This is a genomic window from Bordetella ansorpii (assembly GCF_900078705.1).
GTDB lineage: Bacteria > Pseudomonadota > Gammaproteobacteria > Burkholderiales > Burkholderiaceae_B > Bordetella > Bordetella ansorpii_A.
In genome coordinates, this window is sequence record NZ_FKIF01000001.1 from 452,390 (window position 1) to 478,963 (window position 26,574).

Genomic DNA, 26,574 nt, shown 5'->3' on the forward strand with positions numbered 1-26,574 from the left:
GGGGCCTGTGCCTCACTCATGCGCGGGCCGGCACGACGGCGGGCCGGCCTGAAAGCGTGGCGCCGGCCCGCCAAAAGAAAACGCCCCGATGAAGGGGCGTTGCAGCACGCACGCGGTTTTCAGGCACGGCCCGCGCGCGTGGAAGGCCTGGACCGACACGCGCCTGGCGCATCGGTCCGGGTGGGGATCACAGCTTCTCGGTCTCGCCCGACCGGGGCTGCCACTTCATCAGGCGTTTCTCGCCCACGCTGACGATGTAGTCCAGCACCAGCGCGAAGGCGGTCAGCACGATGATGCCCGCGAACACCGTGTTCACGTCCAGCGTGCCTTCGGCCTGAAGAATCAGGTAACCGACGCCGCTGGCCGAGCCCAGGTATTCGCCCACCACCGCACCCACGAAGGCCAGGCCCACCGAGGTATGCAGGCTGGAGAACACCCAGCTGGTGGCCGAGGGCAGGTAGACGTGGCGCAGCAACTGCTGTCGGCGCGCGCCCAGCATGCGGGCGTTGTCCAGCAGCGTGGGGCTGACTTCGCGCACGCCCTGGTACACGTTGAAGAACACGATGAAGAACACCAGCGTGACCGCCAGCGCCACCTTGGACCAGATGCCCAGGCCGAACCACATGCCGAAGATGGGCGCCAGGATGACGCGCGGCATGGAATTGGCGGCGGTGATGTAGGGGTCGAGCACGGCGCTGACCTTGCGCGACAGGCCCAGCCACAGGCCCGCGCCCAGGCCGGCGACGGTGCCGATGATGAAGGCCAGCACGGTTTCGGTCAGGGTGATCCACAGATGCCGGTAGATGTCGCCCTCGACCACGAACCAACTCCAGATGCGCTGTGCGACCTGTAGCGGTTGCCCGAAGAAGAACGCGACCTTCGGACTGGCGGAAGCGAAATGCCAGGTGCCCAGGATGACGAGCAGCAGACCCAGTTGCCAGATACGCAGCGTGGCGGAACCCGATTTGAACGACTTGGACATGGCTTCAGGCTCGCTTCTGCTGGGCATAGCCCTTGAGGACTTCTTCACGCAGCACGTCCCAGATGGCGGCGTGCAGTTCGACGAAGCGCGGATGCGTGCGCACTTCGGCCACGTCGCGGGGACGCGGCAGGTCGATGGCGAATTCGCCGATGGGATGCGTGCCGGGACCGGCGGACAGCACCACCACGCGGTCGCTCATGGCGATGGCTTCGTCCAGGTCGTGCGTGATGAACAGCACTGCCTTGCGCTTGGCCATCCACAGTTCCAGGACCTCGTTCTCCATCAGTTGGCGCGTCTGGATGTCCAGCGCCGAGAACGGCTCGTCCATCAGGATGATGTCGGGATCGCGGATCAGCGTCTGCGCCAGCATGGTGCGCTTGCGCATGCCGCCGGACATCTGGTGCGGGTAGCGGTCCTCGAAACCGCCCAGGCCGACACGGCGCATCCACTCGCGGCCGCGCTGCTGGGCCTCGGCGCGCGCGGCGCCCGCGAACTCCAGGCCCGCGGTGACGTTGTCCAGCGCGCTGCGCCACGGCAGCAGCGCCTCACCCTGGAACATGTAGCCGGCGCGCTCGTTGATGCCGGTCAGCGGCTTGCCGAACACCTTGACCTGCCCGGACGACGGCGCCAGCAGGCCGGCGCCGACGTTCAGCAGGGTGGACTTGCCGCAGCCGGTGGGACCGACCACGGAGACGAACTCGCCCGGGGCGATGGCAATGGTGGCGTCCTGCACCGCCGTGTAGCGCTTGCCGCCGCCCTCACGCGCGGCAAAGGTGCAGGTGATGCCCTCGAGCGACAGTGCTGCATCAGCCATTTGCGTACTTCTGGTTGGCTCGCTTGACGAACTCGTTGGTGAAGGTCTTGGACAGGTCGATCTTGGACTCGTCCATCTGCACGTAGCTCAGCAGCGCCTTCAGGGCGGTCTGGGCGCCGTCGTCGGGGAACGAGCCGTCCGGCGAGATGCCTTCCTTGCTCTTGGTCAGCGAAGCCTTGTACACCTCGGGCTCGCCCAGCAGGTAGCTGGCGGGCACGGCGCGGGCGATCTCGTCGGGCGAGGCGCGGGCGATCCACTTGTCGGCGCGCACGATGGCGTTGGCCAGCGCCTGGGCCGTGTTGGGGTTGGCGCTGATGAAGTCCTGCGAGGCGTACAGGCAGCCGGCCGGCATGTTGCCGCCGAAAGTGTCGACCGTGTCCTTCAGCTTGCGGGTATCGACGATGACCTGGACATCGCCCGCGGTTTCCAGCGCGGACATCACCGGGTCGAGGTTGGCGATGGCGTCGATCTGGCCGCTGCGCAGCGCGGTGACCGCGCCCGCGCCGGCGCCCACGCCGATGAAGGCCACGTCGGACGGCTTCATGCCGTGCTTGGCCAGGAAGAAGTTGACCAGCATGCTGGTCGACGAGCCCGGCGCGGTGACGCCGACCTTCTTGCCCTTCAGGTCGGCGGGCGTCTTGTAGCCCATCTTGGAGGACACGCCCAGCACGATCATCGGCGCACGGCCCTGCAGCACGAAGGCGCGGTAGAACTGGCCCTTCGATTGCAGGTTGATGGTGTGCTCGTAGGCGCCGGAGCAGACATCCGCGCTGCCGCCGACCACGGCCTGCAGCGCCTTGGAACCGCCGGCGAAGTCGGCGATGCTGACGTTCAGGCCTTCGTCCTTGAAGTAGCCGCGCGCTTCGGCGATGGACAGCGGCAGGTAGTAGACCAGGGCCTTGCCGCCGACGGCGATCTGGACACTGGACTTCTCGGGTTTCTGGGCGCGCACGATGGCGGGGGCCAGGCTGAGCGTGCCGGCGACGCCGGCCAGCTTCAGCAGATCACGACGAGTGACTGACATGGATGTTGTCTCCTGTTGGGCCGCGCGGGGCGGCATGGCAACTTGCCCGGACGATCCACGGGAAATTGCGTACCGTTTTGCCGGTCTGCGCCGGCTTCGATTGCCGCAGCATCATACCCCAGCGTCCAGGGGCGATCCTCGGGATGATCCCGTAGAAAGGTGATCGGAGGGGCTGAACGGGGGGCGCGGCGGGCCGGCGGCGAGCGTTCGCAACGCGGACAGGCGTCCGGACACCCGGCCGTGCGAGACGCCTTTCAGGGGCGGCAGGCCCCTAGGACTCGCGGCGCTCCATCAGCGCCCAGGCAATGGTGCCTGCGTCCACGTATTCGAGTTCGCTGCCCGCTGGCACGCCGCGCGCCAGACGGGTGACTTTCAGCCCCAGGCCGGACAGCGCCTCGCTGACGAAATGCGCGGTGGTCTCGCCCTCCGCGGTGAAGTTGGTGGCCAGGATGACTTCCTGCACCACCCCGTCGGCGGCGCGGTCGATCAGGCGCTGGAAATCCAGCTCGCGCGGGCCTATTCCTTCGAGCGGCGCGACACGGCCCATCAACACGTAATACAGGCCGCGGTAGCCGTGGCTGGACTCGATCATGTTCTGGTCGGCGGGCGTCTCGACCACGCACAGCACCGACGCATCCCGCTTGGGATTGGCGCAGACCGAACAGATCTCTTCGTCGGCCTCGGTGAAACTGTTGCAACGGGCGCAATGACGCAGGTTCTGCACCGCGCCGGACAGGGCGCGACCCAGGATGTCGGCCCCTTGCAGGTCGTGCTGCAACAGGTGATAGGCCATTCTGCGGGCCGAGCGCACGCCCACGCCCGGCAGGCGGCGCAGCGCTTCGATCAGCGCGACCAGGGGTTGAGGCTCGGGAAGCTGGGAGTCCATCTGAGGCTTGTCGAGGCGTGAAGCCGCCAGCGGCGGCCAGCGATTAGAACGGGAGCTTCATGCCGGGGGGCATGGGCATGCCGGCGGTGACGCCCGCCATCTTTTCCTGCGACGTGGCTTCGGCCTTGCGCAGCGCATCGTTGAACGCGGCCGCCACGAGGTCCTCGATCATGTCCTTGTCGTCGCCGAACAGGCTGGGATCGATGACCACGCGCTTGACATCGTTGCGGCAGGTCATGGTCACCTTGACCAGGCCCCCGCCCGAGGCGCCTTCGACCAGGATCTCGGCCAGGGCGTCCTGGGCCTTCTTCATGTTTTCCTGCATCTGCTGCGCTTGGCGCATCAGGCCGGCCAGTTGATTCTTCATCATGATCTGTCTTCCTTGAGGGAGGGAACGGTTCGTGGGAGCCGCGGCGCGTCAGTGCACCGGCGGCGTGTCGGAGGGGCGCACCGAATTGGGCACCACGTGCGCGCCGAAGCGCGAGATGAGCGCCTGCACGAAGGGATCGGCCTGCACGGCTTCTTCGGCGGCCTGCTGGCGCGCGGCCCGTTCGATGCGGGCCACGGCGTGCGCCGTGCCGTCGCCGGTGGCGCCGACCTGGATCTCCAGGCGCAGGCCCTGCCCGAAATGTTCGCACAGCACCGTCTGCAGGCGCACGCGGCTTTCGCTTTCGGCCAGCGTGCGCACGGCCACGCGCAGCACGACGGCGTCGCCCTGCACGCCGGCCCATTCGCTTTGCCTGGCCAGTTCGGCGGCCAGGCCGGTGACGGGCAGCCTGGCGGCCAGCTCGGGCCAGCCGTCGGCCGACATGTCGGTCAGGCGGGGCGCACGGGAGCCGCCCTCGCGCGGGGCGCGCCGGCGCACGGGCGCCGGACGGGCTTCGCGCGGTGCGGCGGGCGCGGCGCCGGGCGACAGCGTCTCGAACTCGTCGTCGGGGTCCGGCGTGAAGGCTTCGGCGTCGTAGGGGATGTCGTCGCCGTGCCAATCCGGGGGGCCATCGTCATAGGGCGGCGGACCATCGTCCTGCGAGGCGGCATAGGCTTCGTCGGGAATGTCGAGGACGGGCGGTTCGGAGGACGAAGCCTTTGCGGCGGGGGCGGTGGCCTGGGCTGCCGTCGTGGCAGCTTCGGCGGACGGCATGTTCGTACCGCTGGTTGACGCGGCAGCAGAGGCTGGCTGCGGCATCGCGGATGGCTGCGCAGAAGCCGCGGCTTGCGCCTGCGATGCGGGCAGATCTTCCCAGGGCGGCACGTCTTGTGCGGACGGGGCCTGTACGGGCGTGGCGGCGGGAGCCGCTGCGCTGGCAGCCGTGCCGGACGCCGTGGCGGATGCACTGGCGATCGCCGCAGGCGGCGGCGCTATCGGGGCCGATGAAGCGGAGGCCGCCGAAGAGACCGCCGGGACGGCGGCGTCTGTGGCGGCTGAAACAGAGGCCTCTGCGGAAACCGGGCTGGATGCCGGCGGCGCCACGGCCGCGGTTTGCGCTGCGGGCGGCGCCGCCGACGCTTGCGGCGTAGAGGCCTGCAAAGCAGCCGCGGGGGCCGCGACCGGCGCGGATGGGGCAGCAGCAGCGACCGGTGCGGACACCGCCTGCGGCGTGGGCATCGGCGTCTGCAGGGCCGTGGCCGGTCCCGCGTCGCCGTTGAGCGCCAGCATGCGCAGACAGGCCATCACGAAGCCGGCGTATTCGTCGGGCGACAGCGTGAGTTCGCCGCGGCTGTGCACGGCGACGGAATAGAACAGCTGCACCGCGTCGGGATGCAGCATGCCGCCCAGCCGCACGATGTCCTGGGTGAGCGGATCTTCGGCGGGCAAGGCGCCCGGCACGCGCTGGGCGATGGCGACCTTGGACAGCAGCACCGACAGATCGGCCAGCGCGCCCGCATACGACAGGCCGCGCGTGGACAGTTCGTCGGCCACCGACAGCACGCCGGCGGCGTCGCCGCCGGCCAGCGCCTCCAGCAGGCGCACGAGATGGCGCTGGTCGATGGTGCCCAGCATGCCGCGCACGGCGTCTTCGGTGAGATTGCCGGCGCTGTAGGCGATGGCCTGGTCGGTCAGCGACAGCGCGTCGCGCATCGAACCGCCGGCGGCCTGCGCCACCAGGCGCAACGCGGGCACCTCGAAGGGGATGGTCTCCTGCCCCAGCACTTCCTGCAGGTGGCCGACGATGGACTCGGGCGGCATCTGCTTCAGGTTGAACTGCAGGCAGCGCGACAGCACCGTCACCGGAATCTTCTGAGGATCGGTGGTCGCCAGGATGAATTTGACGTGCGGCGGCGGCTCTTCCAGCGTCTTGAGCATGGCGTTGAACGCGTGCCCGGTCAGCATGTGGACTTCGTCGATCATGTAGACCTTGAAACGCCCCGCGCCCGGCGCGTACACCGCCTGTTCGAGCAGTTGGGTCATTTCCTCGACGCCGCGGTTCGAGGCCGCGTCGAGTTCGAGGTAGTCGACGAACCGGCCGGCATCGATCTCGGTGCAGGCGCGGCAGTGGCCGCATGGCGTGGGCGTGATGCCGGTTTCGCAGTTCAGGGACTTGGCCAGGATGCGCGACAGCGTGGTCTTGCCGACCCCGCGCGTGCCGGTGAACAGCCAGGCGTGATGCAGCCGCTGGGTTTGCAGCGCGTGCGTGAGGGCGCGCACCACGTGGTCCTGTCCCACCAGGGTCTCGAACGATCGCGGGCGCCACTTGCGGGCCAGTACCAGATAAGTCATGGGCGGATTGTAGAACCAGTTATGCGCGCGTACACGGCGCGCTGATGCCGGAACCGCGACGATCGCTGCGGCGCGGGCGCGGTCGGACGGCTGCGTCCTGGCCTGCCACGCCCAGATGGGGATGATCCGCCCGGCGGCAAGCCGGCCGCAAGACAAAAGGGGCACCGCGTCCAACGTGCGGCGGATTCATCATGGAATCCCGCTACACGTTTTTCGCGGCGCCCCCTTTGGAGAAACCGGATGACGAGCCTGACTTCGGCACTGATCCTAAACGACTATGGCTGCTTCGTTCCCGACCTGACCAGGTTCACCGCCGAACCATGCGAAGGGGCCCGTCGACATGAATTCTAGCAGAACGGGCTGGACGCCCGTTTCTGCGGCGAATTCATGTCGGCGGGCCCCGAGGGGCCACTCTGTTGGGCCCCCGCCCCAGCCCTCCCCCCGAGGGGGAGGGAGCTTGATGGGAACCCCCTCCCCGGCCCTCCCCCCTTAGGGGGAGGGGGGTGGCGCATGGCGCCAGGGGCCAGCATTTGCTTTTTTTGGGGTGGGGTTTGCTTGCTTGCGCCAGGGGCTAGCGTTTGCTTTTTTTGGGGTGGGGTTTGCTTGCTTGCGCCTGGGGCTAGCGTTTGCTTTTTTTGGGATGGGGTTTGCTTGCTTGCGCCTGGGCTAGCGTTTGCTTTTTTTGGGGTGGGGTTTGCTTGATGTCGGGGTCGCTTGGGATCACAGGTCCAACCACAACTTCGCCCTCGGGAAGTACAGGGCGGCCCTCGCCTTTCTGCCATCCAGGGCGGTGACCTGGCGGCAGTAGCGTTCCAGTTGGTCGCCGTGGCGCTGGCGCATGCGTTCGGCGAAGACGGGCTCCGGCTCTCCGGGATGGGGGCGGCCCGTCTTGTAGTCGACGATCAGCCAGCCGTCTTCCGTGCTCAGCGCCAGGTCGATCACCGAGACCTTGCCGGTGGAGTCGATCAGGGGCCACTCGCGGCGGGCGCCGGATTGGGAGAGGAGCCACTGGCCACGGTCATGGGACAGGGTTGCGGTCAGGGTGTCCAGGACGGATAAGGCAGCGTCGGCAGCCAGGGGGGCCGGGACGCCGGCGCGGGTCAGTTGCCTGCGCAACAGCGGCAGGCGCGACTGCAGCGCGGCGACAGGCCAGGCGGACAGGCCGTCCTGGCCGATGCGGGCAAGCCAGGCATGCGCCAGGGTGCCGATGGCGGCGTCGTAGGCGGCTTCCAGTTGCCAGGCGGGATGGTCGGCGCCCTGGTTCCATTGGCGCGCGTCGGCGGCCGGCACGGCGAAGCCCGGATTGGCGGCGGTGCGGGGTTGGCCGGCCAGGCGCGCGACGCCCTCGTCCGCCAGGCGGCGCAGGGGACGGCCACGCACGGCGGTGGTGCCGGCCTCGGCGTCGTCCAGCGGCCTCCAATCCCGCGGCGGCTGCCTGCTGGCGTCGGGCAGCTTGTTCCACAGGCGCGCCAGCAGGCTGCTGGCCATCGGCGGCTTGGATTGGCCCGAGGCCGGGTCCACGGCAACGTGGGCGACCAGGTGCAGGCGATGGCGCGCGCGGGTGGCGGCCACGTACAGCAGGCGATCGGTCTCGTACGAGGCGCGGCGCTGCTCGCGCTGCATCAGGTAGCGCGAGATCGGGTCGGGCTCGCGCTCGGCGCGCGGCTTGGCCGGGCCGAACAGCACGCGATCCTGGGTCTGCTCGAAGCTGACCAGCGGCGCGCGGTCGCCGCGCGGCGCCTTGTGCAGGCCGAACAGGATGACGGTGTCGAACTGCAGCCCCTTGGACTTGTGCATGGTCATGATCTCGACCACCCCGCCCCGCGCCTGGTCCGCCGGCGCGGCAGCGGCGTACAGGCGGGCCAGCGCGGCATCCAGCCTGGCCGGATCCAGGCCGCCATGCGGAGACAGCCGCTCCAGCAGCAGGAACAGGCTTTCCGCGTCCTCGGCCGCGCTGGCGTCGGCATACAGGGCCGGGCCGCCCAGGCGCCGCCACAGGGTCTCCAGCCAGGCGGCCAGCGGCAGGGCGCCGGCGCGGTTGGCCTGGTCCAGCAGGATGCCGGCCACGTGCCGCAGCCGGCGCAGCTCGGCCTCGGACAGCAGTTGCGCCGCGCGGCAGGGCTGAACCTGCGGCGCGTCGAACAGGCCCATCTGCGGCGCGCCGCAGGCAGGCGCCGGCGCGGCCTCTTCGCGCAGGGCGTTGGCCAGCAGCGTGGGCACCGGCGTCGCCAGGTCGTGGCCGAACAGGCCATGCAATGCGTCCAGCGTCAGCCCGCACCAGGGCGCGCGCAGCACGGACAGCCAGGCCAGGCGATCGGCCGGATGCGCCAGGGCGCGCACCAGTTGCACCAGATCGGACACCACCTCGCGCTGCGCCAGCGGCACCAGCTCGACCGCGCGGCAGGCGATGCCCTCTTGCGTCAGGCGGCGCACCAACTGGCCCAGATGGCCGCGCGCGCGTACCAGGATGGCCACGGGATGCTTGCTGCGCGGGTCGGCTTGCGCCAAGGCCTCGCGCACCAGTCGCAGCGCGATGCGTTCGGCCTCTTCCTCGGATTGCCCGGTCCCGGGCGCGCCGAACGCGCCATGGAACCGCACCGCCTCCCCGTCCAGCGCATCGTTGAATGCCCGGGAATCGGTGTACGAGATGGCGCCCGCGGCCGCGTCGCTCTCGGCGGGCAGCAGCGTGCGGAAGACGTCGTTGACCCACTCGACCACGCCGGCCTGCGAACGGAAGTTGTCCGTCAGATGAAGGAAGTCCGGCTGGATTTCCCCTATGCCCACTTCCGCCGCCTGCAGAAACAGGCCCACCTCGGCCTTGCGGAAACGGTAGATGGACTGCATGGGGTCGCCCACCAGGAACAGCGTGCGGCCGTCGCCGGGTTGCCATCCCGCGGTCAGCGTGGACAGCAGGTGGTTCTGCGTGACGCTGGTGTCCTGGAACTCGTCGATCAGCAGATGGCGGATGGAGGCATCCAGCTTCAGCAGCAACTCTCCGGGATCGTCCGAGGTGCCCAACGCCATGGCGGCGCGCTGCGCGATCTCGATGAAATCGACCTCGCCCGTCTCGGCGAAACGCAGGTGCAACTGCGCCACGGCCAGCTTCAGCGTCATCAGCTGCGCGCCCAGCACACGCCATTGTTCGTCGGTGAATTGCGCGGGCGGCACGGTGCGCAAGGCATCCAGCGCGCCGATCCAGCCGGCCGACGGATCGGCAGACTCCAGCCAATCGGTGAACGGCGCCTTGTGGTCGCATTTGGCCGGAAAGCCCAGGTTCTTGTTCACGCCGCGCGGGCTGCGCAGCTTGCCGTCCGCCGTCAGCAGCAGGTGCGCCAGCGCCTGCCAGGCATCGAGCATGCCGGCATCCGCACGAAGCTCGCCATCCCAGTCGCGCAGCGCGGCCAGGCGATGGTGCGGCCCCCCCTCGTCCAGGGCGGCGGCGGCCAGCCGCGCGGGGCCGCTCAGCGCCGCCTGCCAGCCTCGCGGCATGGCCTTCAAGGCGGCGTCCAGGTCTTCGGAAACGGCTTGCGCCAGGGCATCCTGCAGGGCCTCGCGATCGCTGCCGTGCAGCAGCAGCGGCAGCCACTGGTCGCGCTGGCCCAGCATGCCGGCCAGGGCCTCGCGCGCGGCCAGCGTGTCCACGTCCAGGTGCGCCAGCAGGATGCGCACCGCCTCGAAATCCCCGGCCAGATCCAGCGTGGCGCGCGCGGCGGCGTCGTAGTGCGCGGCCGGGTCGTCGGCGATCTGCGGCATGCCGCCCAGTTCGGACAGCCACGGCATGCCGCGCACCAGGCCCGCGCAGAACGAGTCGATGGTGCGGATCGCCAGCCGCGCCGGATGGCGCAGCAGCTTCCAGCCCTTCTCCTCGTCGCGCGCCAGGGCGGCGCGGGCCAGCTCCCAACTGCGCCGGCCATGCCCGCTGTCGGGCGGCGGGGACAGGGCGTCGCGCAGCTTGCCCAGCACGCGCGCGTGCATCTCGGAGGCCGCCTTGCGCGTGAACGTGATGGCGACGATCTCCTCGGGCCGCTCGACAGTGGCCAGCAGCGCCAGGATGCGGTCGGTCAGCAGTTCGGTCTTGCCCGAGCCCGCGGGCGCCTGCACCAGGAAGGATTGCGTGGGATCCAGCGCGCGGGCGCGGGCCAGGTGATCGGAAGGCTGGCGCGGGCTCATCGGGGCGGCCTCCTTTGCGCGAGACGGGTCATGCCTCGTCCTCCGCTTCCAGGTTCAGCCGCAGGAACGGCATGGCATCGCAGTACTTCAGATCATCCGGCCGCGCCGCGAAGTTCGCGGCGTAGCCGCTGGCGTACTCATCGGCCAGGCCCTCGATGGCCCCGCGCCAGCGCGCCAGGATGCCGGTCCAGGTCTGGCCCTCGAAGGCCTTGCTGGCCTCGGCGGCGGTCATGCCCTCCAGGCCCAGGTCGGCGTCGGTCAGGCCCTGGGCGGCCACCTGGCGGGCATGGATCTGCGCCAGCACCAGGGCGGCCACGCCGGCCTCGGGCTGCTCGCCCGACAGCACGGCTGCATAAAACGGCAACTGCAGATTCACGGGCCGCGCGCGCGACCAGTCGGATTCGGGATTGCCGGGCGACATGCCCGTCTTGTAGTCGACGATGACGCCGCGTCCGTCGGGCAGGCGGTCCATGCGGTCCAGCCGCACCTTCAGCGTCAGCGCGCCGCGCGACCAGGTGTGCTCGCCCTCGACCTGATCGATGCCGAACGGCGTGCGTTGCGCCTCGACGTCCAGCCAGTTGCCCAGCACCGTGGCGGCGCGGGCGCACTCCAGCGTGCGCAGCGCCTCCGGATAGTCGTTCAGCGTCTGGCCGGCGGACTGGGCGATCGCCTGGTCGACCAGCGCCGCCAGGCGGCCTTCGGCGATCAGTTCATGCAGGCGCTCCTGATCCGGCACCATGCGCCATACCTGCTCCAGCGCGCCATGCAGGAACTGCCCGCGCACGCTCATGGCCGAGGCTTCGGCGTAGTCTTCCATCGCGCGGCCGCCCAAGCGGTGGCGCACGAAGGCCCACAGCGGATTGCGCGCCTGCGTGTCCAGCACGTCCAGGCCGCCCCGCGCGCCGGCCGCCGGCCCATCGCCCGCGGGCGCGGGCAACGGCGGACCGCGCTCGTCGTCCAGCGATTGCTGCGGCAGCACGGCGTCGGCGGCGGCAAGGCCGGGTCGCCATCCGGTCTCGGGCAGATCGGCGATCAACGGGGACGGGCGCAACTCGCGCTCGCCTTCGGTATGCGCGTGGCTGACGATGATCTCGGCCGCGCAGGTGCACAGCGCGGCATACAGGGTCTCGGCCCATTGGCGCTCGCGCTCGGGCGTGGCGCGCGGCGCGCCCGCGGCCCGCAGCACGGCCAGCGGCAAGAGCGGGTTGGGCTTGGGCGAAGCGGGCAGCACGTCGTCGGTCAGGCCCAGGATCCAGATGCCGTCCCACGACCCGCCCTCGGCTTCGAGCAGCCCCAGCACGTCGAGCCGCGCCATCGGATCGCGCTGCGGCTGGAACGTGGTGGCGTCCGCCGCGCGCGCCAACAGGCGCACCGCCGCCATGGCGCCCAGGCGTCCGGCGGCCGGCGCCAGGGCGCCGAAGCGGCCCAGCAGTTCGCCGAAGGCCCCCACCACCTGATAGCCCACGCTGTCCAATGCGCGCTCGCCCGGATAGCCCAGCGCGCCCAGCGCCGCGCGCATCACGGGCATCCAGGCGTCGGTAGTGGCGAAGCCCTTGCCGCCCGGCACGGCGCGCCATGCTTCCATGGCGCGCGGCCAGGCCTCGGCCAGCGCACTGCCGGCCATGTCGCGCAGCCAGCGCGACTGGGACAGCATCGGCACTCCATTGCGCCGCCAGCGCGCATCGGCGCCGGCATGCCAGGCCGCCTCGCGCGCGTCGCCCGCGCAATGACCGGCCAGCAGGGCCGCGCCCATCACGGCGGTCTCGGCGCCATCGGCCTCGTCCATGCGGGCCAGCGCTTCGAGCCATGCCAGCGCCGCGCGCACGGCGGGCCATTCCGACAAGGGCCGGCCCACTGCCACGTTGAAGGCGAATCCGCCCGGCGCCAGCGCCCGTCCCAGCACGCGGCGCGCGAACGGCGACTCATCCTCGAGTTGGGCGGACACGATGGCGTAGCGCCCGCCGGGATGCTCGGACAGGCGCTGCGCGGCCCAGGCAGCGGCGCCGCGCCACTGCGCCCCACGGTCGTGCGCGCCGAATCGGCTCGGGGTGGCGGCGTCGCGCCGCGCGTCGCTCAGCCACAGCAATCGCGATCCCCCCGCCAGCAAGGCCGACAGCAGGGCCTCGAAGCGGGGCGACACTTCCGTGAAACCCGCCAGCACGACATGAGGCGGGGCCGGCAAGCTGCCGTCCTGCAGCGCCGACAGCACGCGCTCGTAGATGCGGCTGGCATCCTCCGCGTCGATCTCGTCCAGGCGTTGCCGATAGCGCGCCCGCCAGCGCGAGAAGCCGCGGTATTCGTCGGTATCGGCGCCCTGCGGCACCTGCAGGCGCCATTCGTCCATCAAGGCATCGGCATCGGCCGCCAGCCGCGCGGCCTGCACGGTGTCCAGCAGCACGCGGCCGGCCTCTTCGTGGTCGATCGCATCGACCCACATCATCTGCGCCGCGAAGGCATCCAGGCGATACGCCGGCAGCACGGCGCCGTCCACGAACGCCAGCTCATCGGCGGCCTCGCCCAGCCAGGCCGACAGCGGCATCACGCGCGGCAGTTCGCTGACCTGGCGGTCGCGCCGCAGCAAGCCGGCAAGATCGAGCACCAGACGGCGCGCCAGGCGGTTGTTGACGGTAAGGACCAGCGTGTCGGCGGCGGGCAGCGCGGCGGTTTCGTCCAGGCCGATGGCGGCGCGCGCGGAGGGGTCGTGGATCATGGCGGGTTGCGGTCAGGAGGCATGCGCCGGCATGCAACGCGCCGCAGGGCGGCGGCGTCGCACGTCCTGGCGATACCGGCGGGCATCGCGGACGACATGGCAAAACCGACAGGATACCGCCGCGGTGCGCCGGCGTATCCATGGAACATCCCGCTAGAACCCGCAGAGCGCGGCCAGCGTCTCCCAACTGACGCGCAGGCTGGGCGTGAGATGGCCGACGAAGGCCAGTGCCAGCACGGCGGCCAGTGCCGCCCCGCCGACCCAGCGCCAGGCCCGGGCGCGCATGGCGTCAGGCCCCTCGCGCGGCCAACTGGCCGACGGGCTGTTCCTTCACCGGCAGGCACAGCAGGGCGGCCATGATCGCCAGGGCGATCGACAGCCACCACACCAGGTCGTAGTTGCCGTTACGCGCATACACGTAGCCGCCCAGCCAGACGCCGATGAAACTGCCGATCTGGTGGCCCAGGAACACGATGCCCGACAGCGTGGCCGCATAGCGCAGGCCATAGATCTGCCCGATCAGGCCCTGCGTCAGCGGGACGGTGCCCAGCCAGAACAGGCCCATCCAGGCCGCGAACACGTACAGCACGACCGGGGTCAAGGGCATGGCCAGCACCAGCATGATGCCGAAGGCCCGCACGAAATAGACGATGGAGAGCAGCCGCTTCTTGCTGAACCGCCCGCCCAGCTTGCCGGCATAGAACGAGCCGAAGATATTGAAAAGGCCGATCAGCGCGATGGCCGTGGCGCCGTGGCCGGCGTTCAGGCCCGCGTCCTGCACGAAGGCGGGCAGGTGCAGCGTGACGAATGCGGTATGGAACCCGCAGACGAAGTAGCTCCAGAACAGGAAGTGGAACGACGGGTGCGCCATGGCCTGGCGTACCGCGGCGCCCAGCGACTGCTGCGGCCCCGTGGCCGTGTGGGTGGCGCGGCCCCGCAGATACCATGCCATCGGCACCGCCGCGGCCACGAACAGCGACAGGATCCACAGCGTGGGCTGCCAGCCCAGGCCATCGATCATGAACTGGCCCGACGGCACCACCACGAACTGCCCCATCGAGCCGCCCGCGCTGGCGATGCCCATGGCGGTGCTGCGGTGCGCCGGCGGCACGGACCGCGCCACGATGGGCAGGATCACCGGAAAGGTCGTGCCGGCCTGGCCCAGCCCCACCAGCAGGCCGGCGCTGAGGTACAGCGAGAACTCGTCGCCGGCATAGCGCGTGCCGATCATGCCCAGCGCGTACAGCACCGCGCCCAGCGCGATGGTGCGGCCCGAGCCGTAGCGGTCGGCCATGATGCCCATGAAGATGCAGGCGACGCCCCACACCAGGTTCTGCAGGGCGAAGGCCATGGAAAAGACCTCGCGCCCCCAGTCATGCGCCAGCCCCATGGGCGGCATGAACAGCCCGAAGGTGGCTCGCACCCCCATGGCCAGCAGGACGACGAGCGTGCCCAGCGCGACGACGCGCAGCGAGGCGGATTCGGATTGCGGCATGACACCAGCCTTGTGGATGTTGTGATTCGGCGGCGCTCCCTCCTCGGAGCGGCCCCGGCGGCGAACGGGACGAGCGTCATCATAGCGCCGCGCACGGGCCGGGCGCGGGATGCCCCTGTCGCGCGCCTGGACGCCCGGCCGGACGCGCGGCCGGACGTGCTGGTAAACTTGCGGTCTTTCCGCGCGGCCTCGCGCGCAGTCTCGCCGTAGTTAAATGGATATAACCGGCCCCTCCTAAGGGTCAATTGGTGGTTCGATTCCACCCGGCGAGGCCATCCCGCCTCCACGCAGTCCCTCCCCCCGTTTCCCCTGACCTCCCACCGGCCGCCTTCCGCGGAGCGGGACGCTTTTACGCATTTGCAATACGGACCCGATTAAAAGTGTGCAATGATGTGCGGCATGCTTGCGGAACAGCTAAAAAGTCTGTTTAAATTCCGCACGTAACTCACTAATTTGCCTGGAAATTTTCACTCATACCCGGGCACCGGTGGCGCAACATTTCAATACAGGTTCCGGGTCTGCTTACACTATGGCTTCTCAATGGATTCGCGTCATCGCGACGGCGGCAGCCACCCTGTCGATAGCCACTGGCGCGTTCCTTGCGGGGCAGGCGCAGGCCGCCACCCCGGATCCATGCAAGAGCAAGCCGTCTTCCACGGCCTGCAAGAAGCATAAGCAGGAACAGTCCGCCTCCGGCAAGTCCTCTTCCGGCAAATCGCCGTCGGCCAGTTCCAGCAAGGCCACCGGCGGCAAGAGCGCCAAGAAGGAAAAGGCTTCAGCCAAGACCGAATCGAAGACGGCCGCCAGCAGTCCTTCCAAGTCTTCCTCGAAGAACGGCGCCGCGTCCAAGGCTGCCGCCAACAAGACCGCGTCCACCAAAGCCGCTTCCACGAAGGCGGCATCCCGCAAGACCGCGTCGTCCAAGACCTCGCCACGGTCCCGCGCCGGGAAGCCGGTGATGAGCGCGACGATGAGCCGCGACGACTACACGCCGCCCAAGACCGCGGCCAAGCCCAAGCGCGCCGCCGAACCCGCATCGAAGTCCTCGCCGCGCATGAAGGCCATCGCGCACAAGGCCGTGGCCGATCCCACCGAGGTGGCCGCCGCCGCGAACCCGCGGGCCGACATCGCCGCGCTGCGTTCCAGCACCGCCTATGTCCAGGATCTCGAAACGTCCGACGTGCTGTTCGCCAAGAACGAAAACGTGGTGCGCCCGATCGCCTCCATCTCCAAGCTGATGACCGCGCTGGTGGTGGTGGACGCCAACCTGCCGATGGACGAGATGCTGGAGATCTCGGAAGACGACGTCGACACGCTCAAGCACAGCAGCTCGCGCCTGGTGGTGGGCACGCAGCTCAACCGCGGCGACATGCTGCACCTGGCGCTGATGTCGTCCGAGAACCGCGCGGCGCACGCGCTGGCCCGCAACTATCCGGGCGGCCTGCCGGCCTTCGTGAAGGCCATGAACCAGAAGGCGCAGGCGCTGGGCATGTCCAGCAGCCACTTCGTCGAGCCCACCGGCCTGTCCAGCAGCAACGTGTCCTCGCCGCGCGACCTGGCCCGCCTGGTGCGGGCCGCCTCGCAGCGTCCGCTGATCCACCGCTATTCCACCGACACCGAGTACGACGTCGAGGTCAAGACGCGCACGCAGACCTTCCGCAACACCAATCTGCTGGTGCGCAAGCCCGACTGGGACATCAAGGTGTCCAAGACCGGCTACATCAGCGAAGCCGGCGAATGCCTGGTGATGATGGCCCGCATCGACGGCCGCGACGTCGCCATCGTGCTGCTGGATTCGCAGGGCAAGCTGTCGCGCATCGGCGATGCGGTGCGCATCCGCCGCATCGTGCAGAGCCAGGTGGCGATGCTGTAGGGCATTTGGGTCGTGCCCGGCATGGGCGCGTGAATCCGAAACCGAACTTCGCCGGACTACGCCCAAGCCCGATGCAGGCGCGGAACGCCACGCCCACGGCGTGTCGCGTACCTTCAAAACGCGGCGCGTCCGAGAGACGCGCCGCCATCGACATGCAGCGTCTGACCGGTCATGAATGCCGCATCGTCGGACAACAGGAACGCGATGGCCGCGGCAATCTCGTCCGGCTTGCCGAAACGTCCCATCGGTACTCCCGACAGATAGCGCCGCTCGCCTTCGCTGCCCGGTGGATTATTGGCGCGGAATAGTTCGGTTTCGGTCGGGCCGGGTGCCACGGCGTTGACCGTGATGCCGGTGTCGGCCAGTTCCAGCCCCCAACTGCGCGTGAAGCTGACCAATGCGGCCTTCGCTGCAGCATACGCCGTGCGTTGCGGCATTCCAAGGACGGTCAGGCTGGAAATGTTGACGATGCGGCCCCAGCCACGCGCCTTCATCCCCGGCAATGCGGCTTGCGCAGCCAGCAGAGAAGGATGCAGATTGACGCGCATGACCTCATCGAACGCGGGCAGCGTCACATCGGCCAGCATGGCGGGATGGACCACGCCGACGTTGTTCACCACCCCGTCCAACGCGAATCGTTGGGCGATGCTGTCCAGCGCGGCGCGCGCGGTATCGTCATCGCCGAGATCGACGGGGACGAAGGTGCCTGGAAACTCGCCCGGCGCGGTGCGCGCCAGGCCGACAACGTGATGCCCGGCGGCGGCAAGCCGCGTCGAAAGCGCGAGGCCGATGCCCTTGCTGGCGCCGGTGACGAGAAAAGTACGGGACATGCTTGCTCCTTCGCCGCCTGCCTTGCGCCAGCGGCATTCAGTGGTTCAGGCCGCAGCCTTGCGGATGGCCGGCAACATCTCTGACGGATCGGGACGGCGCGTGTAGTCGGGATTGACCTCGGCATAGACGATGGTGCCGTCTTGCGCGATCACATAACGCGCCGGCATTGGCAGCGTCCAGCTCGGGTCTGCGTTGAACGCAGGCAGGTCGTTCTTCAACGACTTGTAGAGTTCGATCAGGTAGCCTTGCAACGCGAAGCGCAGGCCGAACGCGGCGGCCACGTCGTTGTGCACGTCTGACAGGATCGGAAACGCCAACGCGTTCTGGCGCACCGACTTGCGGCTGTTGGCCGCCACCTGCGGCGAGATCGCGACCACGCGGGCACCAGCGTCGCGGATTTCCGGCAACGCCGCTTGCAGTGCCTGCAATTCCATATTGCAGTAGGGGCACCAGACGCCACGGTAGAAGGTCACCACCAACGGGCCTTGGCGCAGCAGATCGGCGGACGACACCGGCTTGCCGTCAGGGTCGTTGAGCGTGAAGGCCGGTGCCTTGTCGCCCGCCTTCAAGGCTTTCTGCGCAGCGCCGGAGGCGATCAGTTCGGAGGTGGCGCGGTGCATGGTTTCGATGACCGAAGGCGGCACGTTGTACGGTGGCTTGCCGGCCTGGAAGTCGGCCTTGAAGGCGTCGAGTCTGTCTTGCAATGACATGGGAAGGCTCTCGGAAAAAAATGGGAATGGGAGAAGCAAGTGGTGCGCGGCGCGGACGACTTGCCACGAAGATCAGGCGGACGGATTCATTGAGCGCGCCACTTCGGCGGCGCTGATGCCTTCCAGTGCCAAGCCGTAGCCAGCGCCTTCGTCGATGATCCGGCGCAGCTTCTGCGTCAGGGCGATGCGGGTGTAGCGGCTGGTCAGCGGCGGCAATTTCGCCAGCTCGCCCGCGATCTCGCGGGCACGCGCCAGCAGGCGATCGGCGTGCACGACTTCGTTGACCGCGCCCCAATCCTTGGCGGTCTGCGCATCGAGCTGCTGGCGGGTCAGGATGAAATGGCGACCGCGCACGCTGCCGATGACCTCGGGCCACAGCAGGTTGACGCCATCGCCAGGCACGATGCCGAAGTCGAAATGTGGTTTGTCCTGAAACACCGTTTCCGGCGTGGCCAGCACGATGTCGGCCAGCAGCGCGTATTCCGAGTGCAGCAGCACCGGCCCGTTGAGCGCGGCGATCAGCGGTACCTCGATGTCGAGCAGATTCATCAGCACTTTCTTGCCTTCGCGGAAAATCTTGTCGTAGCCGCGCGGGGTGAAGAAGTCGAAACCTTCGGGGCTGATCGCGTCCATGAAGGCATCGCCGGTGCCGGTGAGGATCACCACGCGGTTGTCGGGATCGCTGCCGACGTCATGGAACAGATCGACGAATTGCTCGTGCGTATGCCCGTTGAAGACCAGCTTGCCGCCGTCGGTGTGCAGGGCGATCTCAAGCACACCTTCAGGCGAGCGCTCCAGGCGGGCGTTGGGATAAATATTCTGGTAGTCGTTGAAGCGGGACATGGTGGAATCCTTCGGGTTGAGGTGACGACGTTTCAAGCAGCGGCGAGCGCATTGACGCGCGCGATGGCGCGTTGCACGGGGGGCCGTTGTTCGACGCTGGCGTACCAGCGGGAAAGGTTCGGGTAGGCATCCAGCGCCACGCCCGCGAAGGCACGCCGCCAGAACCAGCCGAAATGCGCAATGTCGGCGATGCTGTACTCGTCGCCGGCAACGAAGGTTCGCTCGGCAAGCAACCCATCGAGCAACGCGGTCACGCGCTGGGCTTCGGCGCTGAACCGTTGTTGCGCCAGCGGTTGCGGTTCGGCGGCCAGCTTGGCGAAGAAGCCCGCGTTGCCGAAGCTCGGACCGATGGCCGAGGCGTGGAAGAACAGTTGCTCGAACACGCAGGCGCGGGCGTTGCGCGTGGCGGGCAGCAACTGCTGCTGGCTTTCGGCCAGGTACACCAGAATCGCAGCCGATTCGCTCAACACCAGCCGCTCACCGGCCTGACGGGTGTCCACGAGCACCGGCACCTTGGCATTCGGGTTCAGGGTGCGAAAACTCTCCCGCTTTTGCGCGCCTTGTTTCACGTTGACGGGATGCAGGGTGTAGTCCAACCCTAGCTCTTCCAGCGCGATGGGCACCTTGATGCTGTTGGGGGTGGCGTAGGCGTAGACCTCGATCATGTTTTTTCCTGGGGGGAGCCTGGGGATTTGCCCCGAAAGGCGTTGATCGAGATTCTGGATGGCACCCGAATGGAATGGTAGCTATGATTTTTTTATAATCTCTATTCTCTATAGGAATAGCATGGATCGTTTGCTGGCGATGAGTACCTTCGTGCGGGTACTGGAGGCCGGTTCCTTCTCCGGCGCTGCCCGCGTCCTGGAAGTCGGGCAGCCGGCGGTGTCCAAGACCGTCGCTCAACTGGAACAACGGCTGGGCGTGAAGCTGCTGCTGCGCTCCACGCACGGGCTGACGCCCACGGAAGCGGGCTTGCGCTTCTACGAGCGCGCGCGCGTCGCCATACAAGAGGCGGACGAGGCGGACCTGGCCGCACGGGGTGAGGGTGCGGGCCTGTCCGGGCGGCTGCGCATCTCGGCAGCGCCTACATTCGCGCGCTTGCACGTCATCCCGCATTTGCCGCGCTTTCTGGCCGCGCATCCCGACCTTGAGGTGGACGTGGTGCTGGACGACCGCACGATCGATCTGATCGCCGAGGGAATCGACGTCTCGCTGAGAATGGGAGCATTGGCCGATTCGGGCGTCATGGCGCGCAAGCTGGCGTCATCGCCGCGCTCGGTACTCGCCACCACCGGATACCTTGCGCGTGCCGGCGTGCCGCGCGTACCGGCAGACCTGGCCGATCACGAAACGGTCGTGTTCAGCCAATCGAGCAATGTGTGGAACTTCAGCCGCGACGGCACGGAGGTCTCGGTGCTGGTGCGGGGTCGGGCGCGTTTCAGCGCCGCCGAAGGCATCCGCGCTGCCGTGCTTGCCGACATGGGGCTGGCCATCGCCTCGGACTGGATGTTTGCACCTGAACTGGCCGATGGCCGGATACTCCGCCTGCTGGAAGGCTGGTCGCTTCCCGACATCGACCTGTGGGCGGTGTTCCCGACGGGACGCCTCGCCACGGCAAAGGCCCGTTCGTTCGCCGAGTTCGTTGAGGACGTGATGCAAAACGGCGGCTGACACGGATTGACGCCTCGTTGCCGCCAAGACGTGCCCCAGCAACCGTGGCAACCTCGGCACGGATCAAGCGGCGCGTGCCTGCGGCGCGGTGTCCTCGCACACATCATCGGCCAGGCCGCGCAGCACCTCTCGCACGTCCAGCGAACGGATCGCCACGCCCGCGTCCACCGGGATGCGCCCCTGCGCCATCAACAGCTGATAGCGCAGGCAGCACACCCGCAGGAACGAGGTGAAGTTGGCCGCCTGCCCGCGATAGGCGATCAGTTCGTCGTACAGCCGCTCGATCAGTTGCGTGACGCGCATGCCGTCGCGTTCGGCCAGCTCTTCGAGCACCTCCCAGAACAGCCGTTCCAGCCGCACGCTGGTGGCCGCGCCATGCAGCCGCAGCGAGCGGGATTCGGGGGCATACGAGCGCGGATCGGCGCGGATGAAGATTTCGCACATGGGTGGCTCCTGGCGCGGGGATCTCGACGGCCACTGTACGATTTTTGCGGGACGCGCGGCAAGATGACCCCGTCCCGCACGCCTGGCGGCTCAGTGCGAAATCCGCGTGCCCAGCACTTCCAGGAACTGCGCCATCCACGCCGGGTGCGCGGGCCAGGCCGGCGCGGTGACGAGGTTGCCGTCGGTATGCGCCTGGTCGATGCCGATCTCGGCATACGTGCCGCCCGCCAGACGCACTTCGGGCGCGCAGGCCGGATAGGCGGAGCACTTGCGGCCCTTCAATACGTCCGCGGCCGCCAGCAGTTGCGCGCCGTGGCAGATGGCCGCGATGGGCTTCCTGGCCTGATCGAAGTGCCGCACGATGTCGAGCACGCGTTGATCCAGGCGCAGGTACTCGGGTGCGCGGCCGCCGGGGATGACCAGGCCGTCGTAGTTCCCGGGATCGGCCTTGTCGAAATCGTGGTTCAGCTGGAAGCGGTGCCCAGGCTTCTCGCTGTAGGTTTGCGCGCCTTCGAAATCGTGGATCGCGGTGGCGATGGTGTCGCCGGCCTTCTTGTCGGGGCACACGGCATGGACCGTATGACCCACGGCCAGCAGGGTCTGGAACGGCACCATGGTTTCGTAGTCTTCGGCGTAGTCGCCGACCAGCATCAGCAGTTTCTTGCTCATGTCGTCTCCGGGAGCGGTGGACGCGGCGAGGAAACGCCGCGAAAGAGCGCGATTTTTTCTTGGTTTCATCGCTCGACCCATTGTCCGCCGAAGCCCGGACAATTGGGTGGTATGGGAATACCTCAGCCAGATACGGGCGCAGTCCACGCAGGCAAGCATGCCCCGAACAGCCCGGCTGCCAGCCTCAGCCGTTCCGGAAAAGTCGCGCCCGCAGCGCGGCGGTTGCACTCGCAGCGCGAGGACGAGACTTCGCAGGGACAACTGCGGCGACCAGAAGAGCCGAATCGGCCACCAGCAAAAAACCTCCGTGCCCTATTCCAGCGCCACGCTCACGGACTTCGCGTCCAGCAACGCCACCAATACCCGCGGATCGAGGCTGACCAGATACCCGCGCCGCCCGCCGTTGATGTAGATGCGCGGGCACTCCAGCACGGTGGCCTCGACCCACACCGGCATGCGCTTGCGCGTGCCGAACGGCGAGGTGCCCCCCACCTGATACCCGGAATGCCGCTGCGCCACCTCCGGCTTGCAGGGCACGACCTTCTTCAGGCCGGCCTGGCGGGCCAGGTTCTTGGTGGAGACCTCACGGTCTCCATGCATCAGCACGACCAGCGGACGCGCGTCCTCGTCTTCCATGATCAGCGTCTTGACCACGATGTGCGGATCGACCTGCAGTTGCCGCGCCGATTCCGCCGCGCCGCCGTGGTCGACATAGTCGTAAGGATGCTCGGTGAAGGCCACCTTGTGCTGCTTCAGGAACTGGGTGGCGGGCGTTTCGGAGACGTGGCGGGCTTTGCTCATGGGCGTTCGGATCAGGAGTCGGCGGGCATCGTGCGACCGCGAGGGTTGCCGCAGAGTGTAGGCAGGAGACATGGCGGGTGCAAATGGCGCATCACCCCCGGGGATGATGCGCCGCATGCAGCGCCTTCAGGCGCTCGCGCGCCACATGCGTGTAGATCTGCGTGGTGGAGATATCCGCATGTCCCAGCAGCATCTGCACCACGCGCAGATCCGCGCCATGATTCAACAGGTGCGTGGCGAACGCATGGCGCAGCACGTGGGGCGACAGCGGCGCATGGATGTCGGCCAGCCTGGCGTACTTCTTCACCAGTTGCCAGAACGCCTGCCGCGTCATGGCTTGCGCGCGCGCGGTGACGAACAGCGCATCGCAGGGACGCGCCCCCGCCAATTCGGGGCGCGCCTCGCGCAGGTAGCGTTCGATCCAGTGGGCCGCTTCGGCGCCCAGCGGCACCAGGCGGTCCTTGCCACCCTTGCCCCGCACCACGCGCACCACGCCTTCGTTCAGGCTGACGTTCAGGGCATGCACCTCGACCAGTTCCGTCACGCGCAGCCCGGTGGCGTACAGGGTCTCCAGCATGGCGCGGTCGCGCAGGCCACGCGCGGTGTCCAGATCGGGGGCCTTCAGCAGCGCCTCGACCTGCGCCTCGGAAAGGGTCTTGGGCAGGCGGGGCGGCTGCTTGGCGGCCACCAGGGTCAGGCAGGGATCGCGCGGGCTGCGGTGTTCGCGCAATGCCCACGCATAGAAACGCCGCAATGCGGCCAGCCGCCGGTTGGACGTCGTGGGCCGGCTGTCCTCGAACCGCGCCGCGAACCAGCCTTCGATATGCACGGCCTCGGCCTGCGCCAGGGTGACGGGGGCGGGCCAGCCGCTGGCGGCGGGGTTCCCGGCCCAGGCGGCAAAGGCGGTCAGGTCGCGGCGATAGGCCGCCAGGGTATTGGCGGCCAGGCCGTCTTCCAGCCAGACGGCGTCGATGAAGGCATCGATATCGGCCTGCGAGGCCAGCGGAGCATTGGCGGACATGATGGGGAATCGGGCGCAGCCGTGGATGGGAGGCGGCCTGCAAGAACGACCGGCAGGGCCTGCCGCACACGACGCATTCTACGGCGTGGCAGCCTCGGCCTTCAGCCAGGATTCGAACACGCGCAGCGCCTCGGACCGCTCATCCGTCTGCGGATAACAGAAGAAATAGCCCTGCGGCACCGCCAGCGCATACGGCACCGGCATGGCCAGCGTGCCCGCGTCCAGCGCGGGCCGTGCCAGGAAGCGTGGGATCAATCCCACGCCCAGGCCGGCCTGCACCGCGGCCATCACCATGGAAAACAGCTCATAGCGCGGCCCGCCCGCGGCATGCGGACCGTAGGGCAATTGATTGGCCTCGTACCAGCGCCGCCAGGAATCCGGCCGCGACGCCAGGTGCAGGTGAGGCAGGGCCAGCGTGCCGCCGCGCGCCTTGGCCCCGTCGGCCAACGCCGGCGCGCACACGGGCACCAGTTCGCCCTCGGCAAACAGCAGCGCGCCCTGCGTGCCGGGCCACAGGCCGTCGCCGTGGTAAAGCGCCGCGTCGAAGGGGTGATCCTTGAACTGGAACGGCAGCGTACGCGCCGACAGGCTGACGGTGATGTCCGGATGCTGGCGCTGGAAGGCGGCCAGCCGCGGAATCAGCCAGGTGGTGGCCAGCGTGGGCACCACGGCAATGTGGATGCCGCGGCCCATGCCGGTGTGGCTGACCAGCCCGAAGGTGTCCTTCTCGATCTGGTCAAGGTGATGGCGGATGCGTCCGGCGTATTCGGCGCCGTGGTCGGTCAGCACGATGCGGCGCCGCACCCGCGTGAACAGCTGGACGCCCAGGCGCGCCTCCAGGCTGGCCACCTGGCGGTAGACGGCGCTGTGCGTCAACGCCAGTTCCTCGGCGGCGCGGGAGAAGCTGCCCAGGCGGGCGGACGCTTCGAACGCCTGCAGGGCGCTCAGGTTGGGAATGCCGTTTCTCATGCTGGTGGGGGCGGCGCCGGTGGTGCGGCGCAGCACGCTCTCGACGTTCGCGTAGATCAAAACATTGTGCGATTTTATCAATTGCATTGTGCATGGAAGGCACACTATGCTCGAACGTCCTATTCCTGTGCCGCCATGACTCAACAAGCCAACTCCGCGCAAGCCGCCCGTCTGGGTGGACACATCCTGGTCGACCAACTGGCCGCCCACGGCGTCAAACATGTCTTCTGCGTTCCCGGCGAAAGTTATCTCGCCGTGCTGGACGGCCTGCACGATGCCCAGATCGAAGTCACCGTGTGCCGCCAGGAAGGCGGCGCGGCCATGATGGCCGATGCCTATGGCAAGCTTACCGGCGAACCGGGCATCTGCATGGTCACGCGCGGCCCCGGCGCCTCGAACGCGCTGGCCGGCGTGCACATCGCCCAGCAGGATTCGGCCCCGATGATCCTGTTCGTGGGCCAGATCGAACGCGGCATGCGCGAGCGCGAAGCCTTCCAGGAAATGGACTACCGGGCGGTGTTCGGCACGCAGTGCAAGTGGGCCACCGAGATCGACCAGGTCGAGCGCATCCCCGAACTGATCTCGCGCGCCTTCCACATCGCCACCTCGGGCCGTCCCGGCCCCGTGGTCATCGCGTTGCCGGAAGACATGCTGACCGAAATGGCCAGCGTGCCCGACGCGCCCCATTACGAAGTCATCGAGACCGCCCCCGCGGCAGGCCAGCTCCAGGAACTGGAAATCCTGCTGGCGGGCGCCAGCAACCCCGTCGCCATCCTGGGCGGCACCCGCTGGGATGCCCACGCGGTGCAGCAGTTCGCCGACTTCGCGCAGCGCCACGCGCTGCCCGTCGGCGTCTCGTTCCGCCGCCAGATGCTGTTCCCGGCCGACCACCCCTGCTACATCGGCGACGTGGGCCTGGGCATCAACCCTGCCCTGCTCAAGCGCGTGGAAGAGGCCGACCTGATCCTGCTGATCGGCGGCCGCATGTCGGAGAACCCCAGCCAGGCCTACACGCTGCTGGACATCCCGGTGCCGCGCCAGAAGCTGATTCACGTGCATCCCGACGCCGCCGAACTGGGCCGCGTCTATCGAGCCAACCTGGCCATCAACACCTCGCCCACGGCGTTCGTCAACGCGCTGGCCGCACTGCCCGCCCCGACGGCCACGCCGGCCTGGGCCGAAGGCACCAAGGCCATGCGCGAGTCCTACCTGAAATGGAGCGACCCGACGCTGATCCAGACGCCGGGCAAGCTGCAGCTGGGCGCCGTCATGGCCCACCTGGAAGAAGTGCTGCCGGCCGATGCCATCATGACCAACGGCGCGGGCAACTACGCCACCTGGCTGCACCGCTTCCACCGCTTCAACAACTACGGCACGCAGTTGGCCCCGACCTCGGGCTCGATGGGCTACGGCCTGCCGGCCGCCGTGGGCGCCAAGCGCGTGCAGCCCGAGAAAACCGTGATCTGCTTCGCGGGCGACGGCTGCTTCATGATGCATGGCCAGGAATTCGCCACGGCGGTGCAATACGACCTGCCCATCATCGTGCTGCTGATCGACAACGGCATGTACGGCACCATCCGCATGCACCAGGAGAAGCACTACCCCGGCCGCGTCTCGGCCACCGTGCTGAAGAACCCGGACTTCGCGGCCTACGCGCAAGCCTTCGGCGGCTACGGCGAACGCGTCGAGACCACCGAGCAATTCGCGCCGGCGCTCGAACGCGCGATGGCCAGCGGCAAGCCCGCCATCCTGCATCTGCTCATCGACCCCGAAACCATCAGCCCCAGCACCACGCTGGAGAAGATCCGCGCGGCCGCCCTGCAAGCGAAGGGCTGACCTCGTCCGCGGCCGGCCAGCGACGGCCGGCCAGATGCGGCTCGCCCGACACGCGCGGGCCGCACAAATAGTTCAGATTTCAACTTTCCTGGATTCCTCACGGAGC

The 26,574-nt window shown here is 68.5% G+C and carries 22 protein-coding genes, 1 tRNA gene and 1 other RNA gene; 4 read left to right on the forward strand and 20 right to left on the reverse strand.

Translation table 11 applies throughout. The annotated features are described in order from the left end of the window. Nucleotides 1–187: 187 nt before the first annotated feature. The 11 genes from A6745_RS01795 to A6745_RS01840 all read right to left on the reverse strand — a co-directional run bounded on the left by A6745_RS01795 (nt 188) and on the right by A6745_RS01840 (nt 14,800). Nucleotides 188–982, reverse strand: a complete 795-nt coding sequence (locus tag A6745_RS01795) for an ABC transporter permease (protein ID WP_066122850.1) — start codon at nt 980–982, stop codon at nt 188–190. A 4-nt stretch (nt 983–986) separates the two neighbouring features. Next, a complete protein-coding gene (locus A6745_RS01800; RefSeq protein ID WP_066122854.1) occupies nt 987–1,796 on the reverse strand; it encodes an ABC transporter ATP-binding protein in 810 nt (269 codons plus the stop codon). Beyond that, nucleotides 1,789–2,820 carry an ABC transporter substrate-binding protein gene (locus tag A6745_RS01805; RefSeq protein ID WP_066122855.1) on the reverse strand — a complete coding sequence of 344 codons (1,032 nt, stop codon included), beginning with the start codon at nt 2,818–2,820 and terminating at the stop codon, nt 1,789–1,791. The genes A6745_RS01800 and A6745_RS01805 overlap by 8 nt, the downstream gene beginning before the upstream one ends. A gap of 271 nt (nt 2,821–3,091) precedes the next feature. Next, nucleotides 3,092–3,706: a recombination mediator RecR gene (gene recR / locus A6745_RS01810; RefSeq protein ID WP_066122857.1), complete on the reverse strand. Its 615-nt coding sequence runs from the start codon at nt 3,704–3,706 to the stop codon at nt 3,092–3,094. A gap of 43 nt (nt 3,707–3,749) precedes the next feature. Continuing rightward, entirely contained in the window at nt 3,750–4,076 is a 327-nt protein-coding gene (locus A6745_RS01815; RefSeq protein WP_066122858.1) for a YbaB/EbfC family nucleoid-associated protein, read from the reverse strand. Nucleotides 4,077–4,124: 48 nt separating this feature from the next. Further along, a complete protein-coding gene (dnaX, locus tag A6745_RS01820; protein ID WP_066123729.1) occupies nt 4,125–6,425 on the reverse strand; it encodes a DNA polymerase III subunit gamma/tau in 2,301 nt (766 codons plus the stop codon). A 239-nt stretch (nt 6,426–6,664) separates the two neighbouring features. Further along, an RNA gene (ffs, locus tag A6745_RS01825) (signal recognition particle sRNA small type) lies at nt 6,665–6,762 on the reverse strand. 383 nt (nt 6,763–7,145) lie between these two features. Next, the gene (locus tag A6745_RS01830) at nt 7,146–10,595 is read right to left on the reverse strand and encodes a UvrD-helicase domain-containing protein (RefSeq protein WP_066122859.1); all 3,450 of its coding nucleotides are present in this window, start codon (nt 10,593–10,595) and stop codon (nt 7,146–7,148) included. A gap of 28 nt (nt 10,596–10,623) precedes the next feature. Beyond that, nucleotides 10,624–13,305: a PD-(D/E)XK nuclease family protein gene (locus A6745_RS01835; protein WP_066122861.1), complete on the reverse strand. Its 2,682-nt coding sequence runs from the start codon at nt 13,303–13,305 to the stop codon at nt 10,624–10,626. A gap of 153 nt (nt 13,306–13,458) precedes the next feature. Then, complete coding sequence (locus tag A6745_RS29495; RefSeq protein WP_269148878.1) at nt 13,459–13,590, reverse strand: hypothetical protein; 132 nt, start codon at nt 13,588–13,590, stop codon at nt 13,459–13,461. Between the two features lie 4 nt (nt 13,591–13,594). Then, nucleotides 13,595–14,800 (reverse strand): MFS transporter, encoded by a 1,206-nt coding sequence (locus A6745_RS01840; RefSeq protein ID WP_066122863.1) that lies wholly within the window; start codon nt 14,798–14,800, stop codon nt 13,595–13,597. Nucleotides 14,801–15,000: 200 nt separating this feature from the next. On the opposite strand from A6745_RS01840, the gene A6745_RS01845 reads away from it, so the two are divergent. Together A6745_RS01845 and pbpG are read left to right on the forward strand one after the other, a co-directional pair. Then, nucleotides 15,001–15,075 (forward strand) — tRNA-Arg (locus A6745_RS01845). Nucleotides 15,076–15,380: 305 nt separating this feature from the next. After that, complete coding sequence (pbpG, locus tag A6745_RS29175; protein WP_407922715.1) at nt 15,381–16,673, forward strand: D-alanyl-D-alanine endopeptidase; 1,293 nt, start codon at nt 15,381–15,383, stop codon at nt 16,671–16,673. 113 nt (nt 16,674–16,786) lie between these two features. On the opposite strand, the gene A6745_RS01860 is transcribed toward pbpG, so the two are convergent. From A6745_RS01860 to A6745_RS01875, 4 genes are all read right to left on the reverse strand, one after another. Then, entirely contained in the window at nt 16,787–17,503 is a 717-nt protein-coding gene (locus tag A6745_RS01860; RefSeq protein WP_066122865.1) for an SDR family oxidoreductase, read from the reverse strand. Nucleotides 17,504–17,548: 45 nt separating this feature from the next. Next, complete coding sequence (locus tag A6745_RS01865; RefSeq protein WP_066122866.1) at nt 17,549–18,214, reverse strand: peroxiredoxin-like family protein; 666 nt, start codon at nt 18,212–18,214, stop codon at nt 17,549–17,551. A gap of 72 nt (nt 18,215–18,286) precedes the next feature. Further along, nucleotides 18,287–19,057, reverse strand: coding sequence for an enoyl-CoA hydratase/isomerase family protein (locus tag A6745_RS01870; RefSeq protein ID WP_066122868.1), 771 nt, complete (start codon nt 19,055–19,057; stop codon nt 18,287–18,289). Between the two features lie 32 nt (nt 19,058–19,089). Beyond that, entirely contained in the window at nt 19,090–19,722 is a 633-nt protein-coding gene (locus tag A6745_RS01875; protein WP_066122870.1) for a glutathione S-transferase family protein, read from the reverse strand. A 121-nt stretch (nt 19,723–19,843) separates the two neighbouring features. Here A6745_RS01875 and A6745_RS01880 point away from each other — a divergent pair, with 121 nt between their 5' ends. Then, nucleotides 19,844–20,728: a LysR family transcriptional regulator gene (locus tag A6745_RS01880; protein WP_066122871.1), complete on the forward strand. Its 885-nt coding sequence runs from the start codon at nt 19,844–19,846 to the stop codon at nt 20,726–20,728. Nucleotides 20,729–20,791: 63 nt separating this feature from the next. Here the strand turns inward: A6745_RS01880 and A6745_RS01885 are convergent, their stop codons facing one another. The 5 genes from A6745_RS01885 to A6745_RS01905 form a co-directional block, all read right to left on the reverse strand. Next, nucleotides 20,792–21,172 carry a ribbon-helix-helix domain-containing protein gene (locus A6745_RS01885; protein ID WP_066122873.1) on the reverse strand — a complete coding sequence of 127 codons (381 nt, stop codon included), beginning with the start codon at nt 21,170–21,172 and terminating at the stop codon, nt 20,792–20,794. 90 nt (nt 21,173–21,262) lie between these two features. Beyond that, the gene (locus tag A6745_RS01890) at nt 21,263–21,841 is read right to left on the reverse strand and encodes a DJ-1/PfpI family protein (protein WP_066122874.1); all 579 of its coding nucleotides are present in this window, start codon (nt 21,839–21,841) and stop codon (nt 21,263–21,265) included. A 312-nt stretch (nt 21,842–22,153) separates the two neighbouring features. Continuing rightward, nucleotides 22,154–22,642, reverse strand: coding sequence for a Cys-tRNA(Pro) deacylase (gene ybaK, locus A6745_RS01895; RefSeq protein WP_066122876.1), 489 nt, complete (start codon nt 22,640–22,642; stop codon nt 22,154–22,156). A gap of 91 nt (nt 22,643–22,733) precedes the next feature. Next, nucleotides 22,734–23,663, reverse strand: a complete 930-nt coding sequence (xerD, locus tag A6745_RS01900; protein ID WP_066122877.1) for a site-specific tyrosine recombinase XerD — start codon at nt 23,661–23,663, stop codon at nt 22,734–22,736. A gap of 78 nt (nt 23,664–23,741) precedes the next feature. Then, nucleotides 23,742–24,632, reverse strand: a complete 891-nt coding sequence (locus A6745_RS01905; RefSeq protein ID WP_066123733.1) for a LysR substrate-binding domain-containing protein — start codon at nt 24,630–24,632, stop codon at nt 23,742–23,744. A gap of 135 nt (nt 24,633–24,767) precedes the next feature. Between A6745_RS01905 and A6745_RS01910 the strand changes: the two genes are divergently transcribed. Next, nucleotides 24,768–26,468 (forward strand): thiamine pyrophosphate-binding protein, encoded by a 1,701-nt coding sequence (locus A6745_RS01910; RefSeq protein WP_066122879.1) that lies wholly within the window; start codon nt 24,768–24,770, stop codon nt 26,466–26,468. The last annotated feature ends 106 nt before the right edge of the window (nt 26,469–26,574 follow it).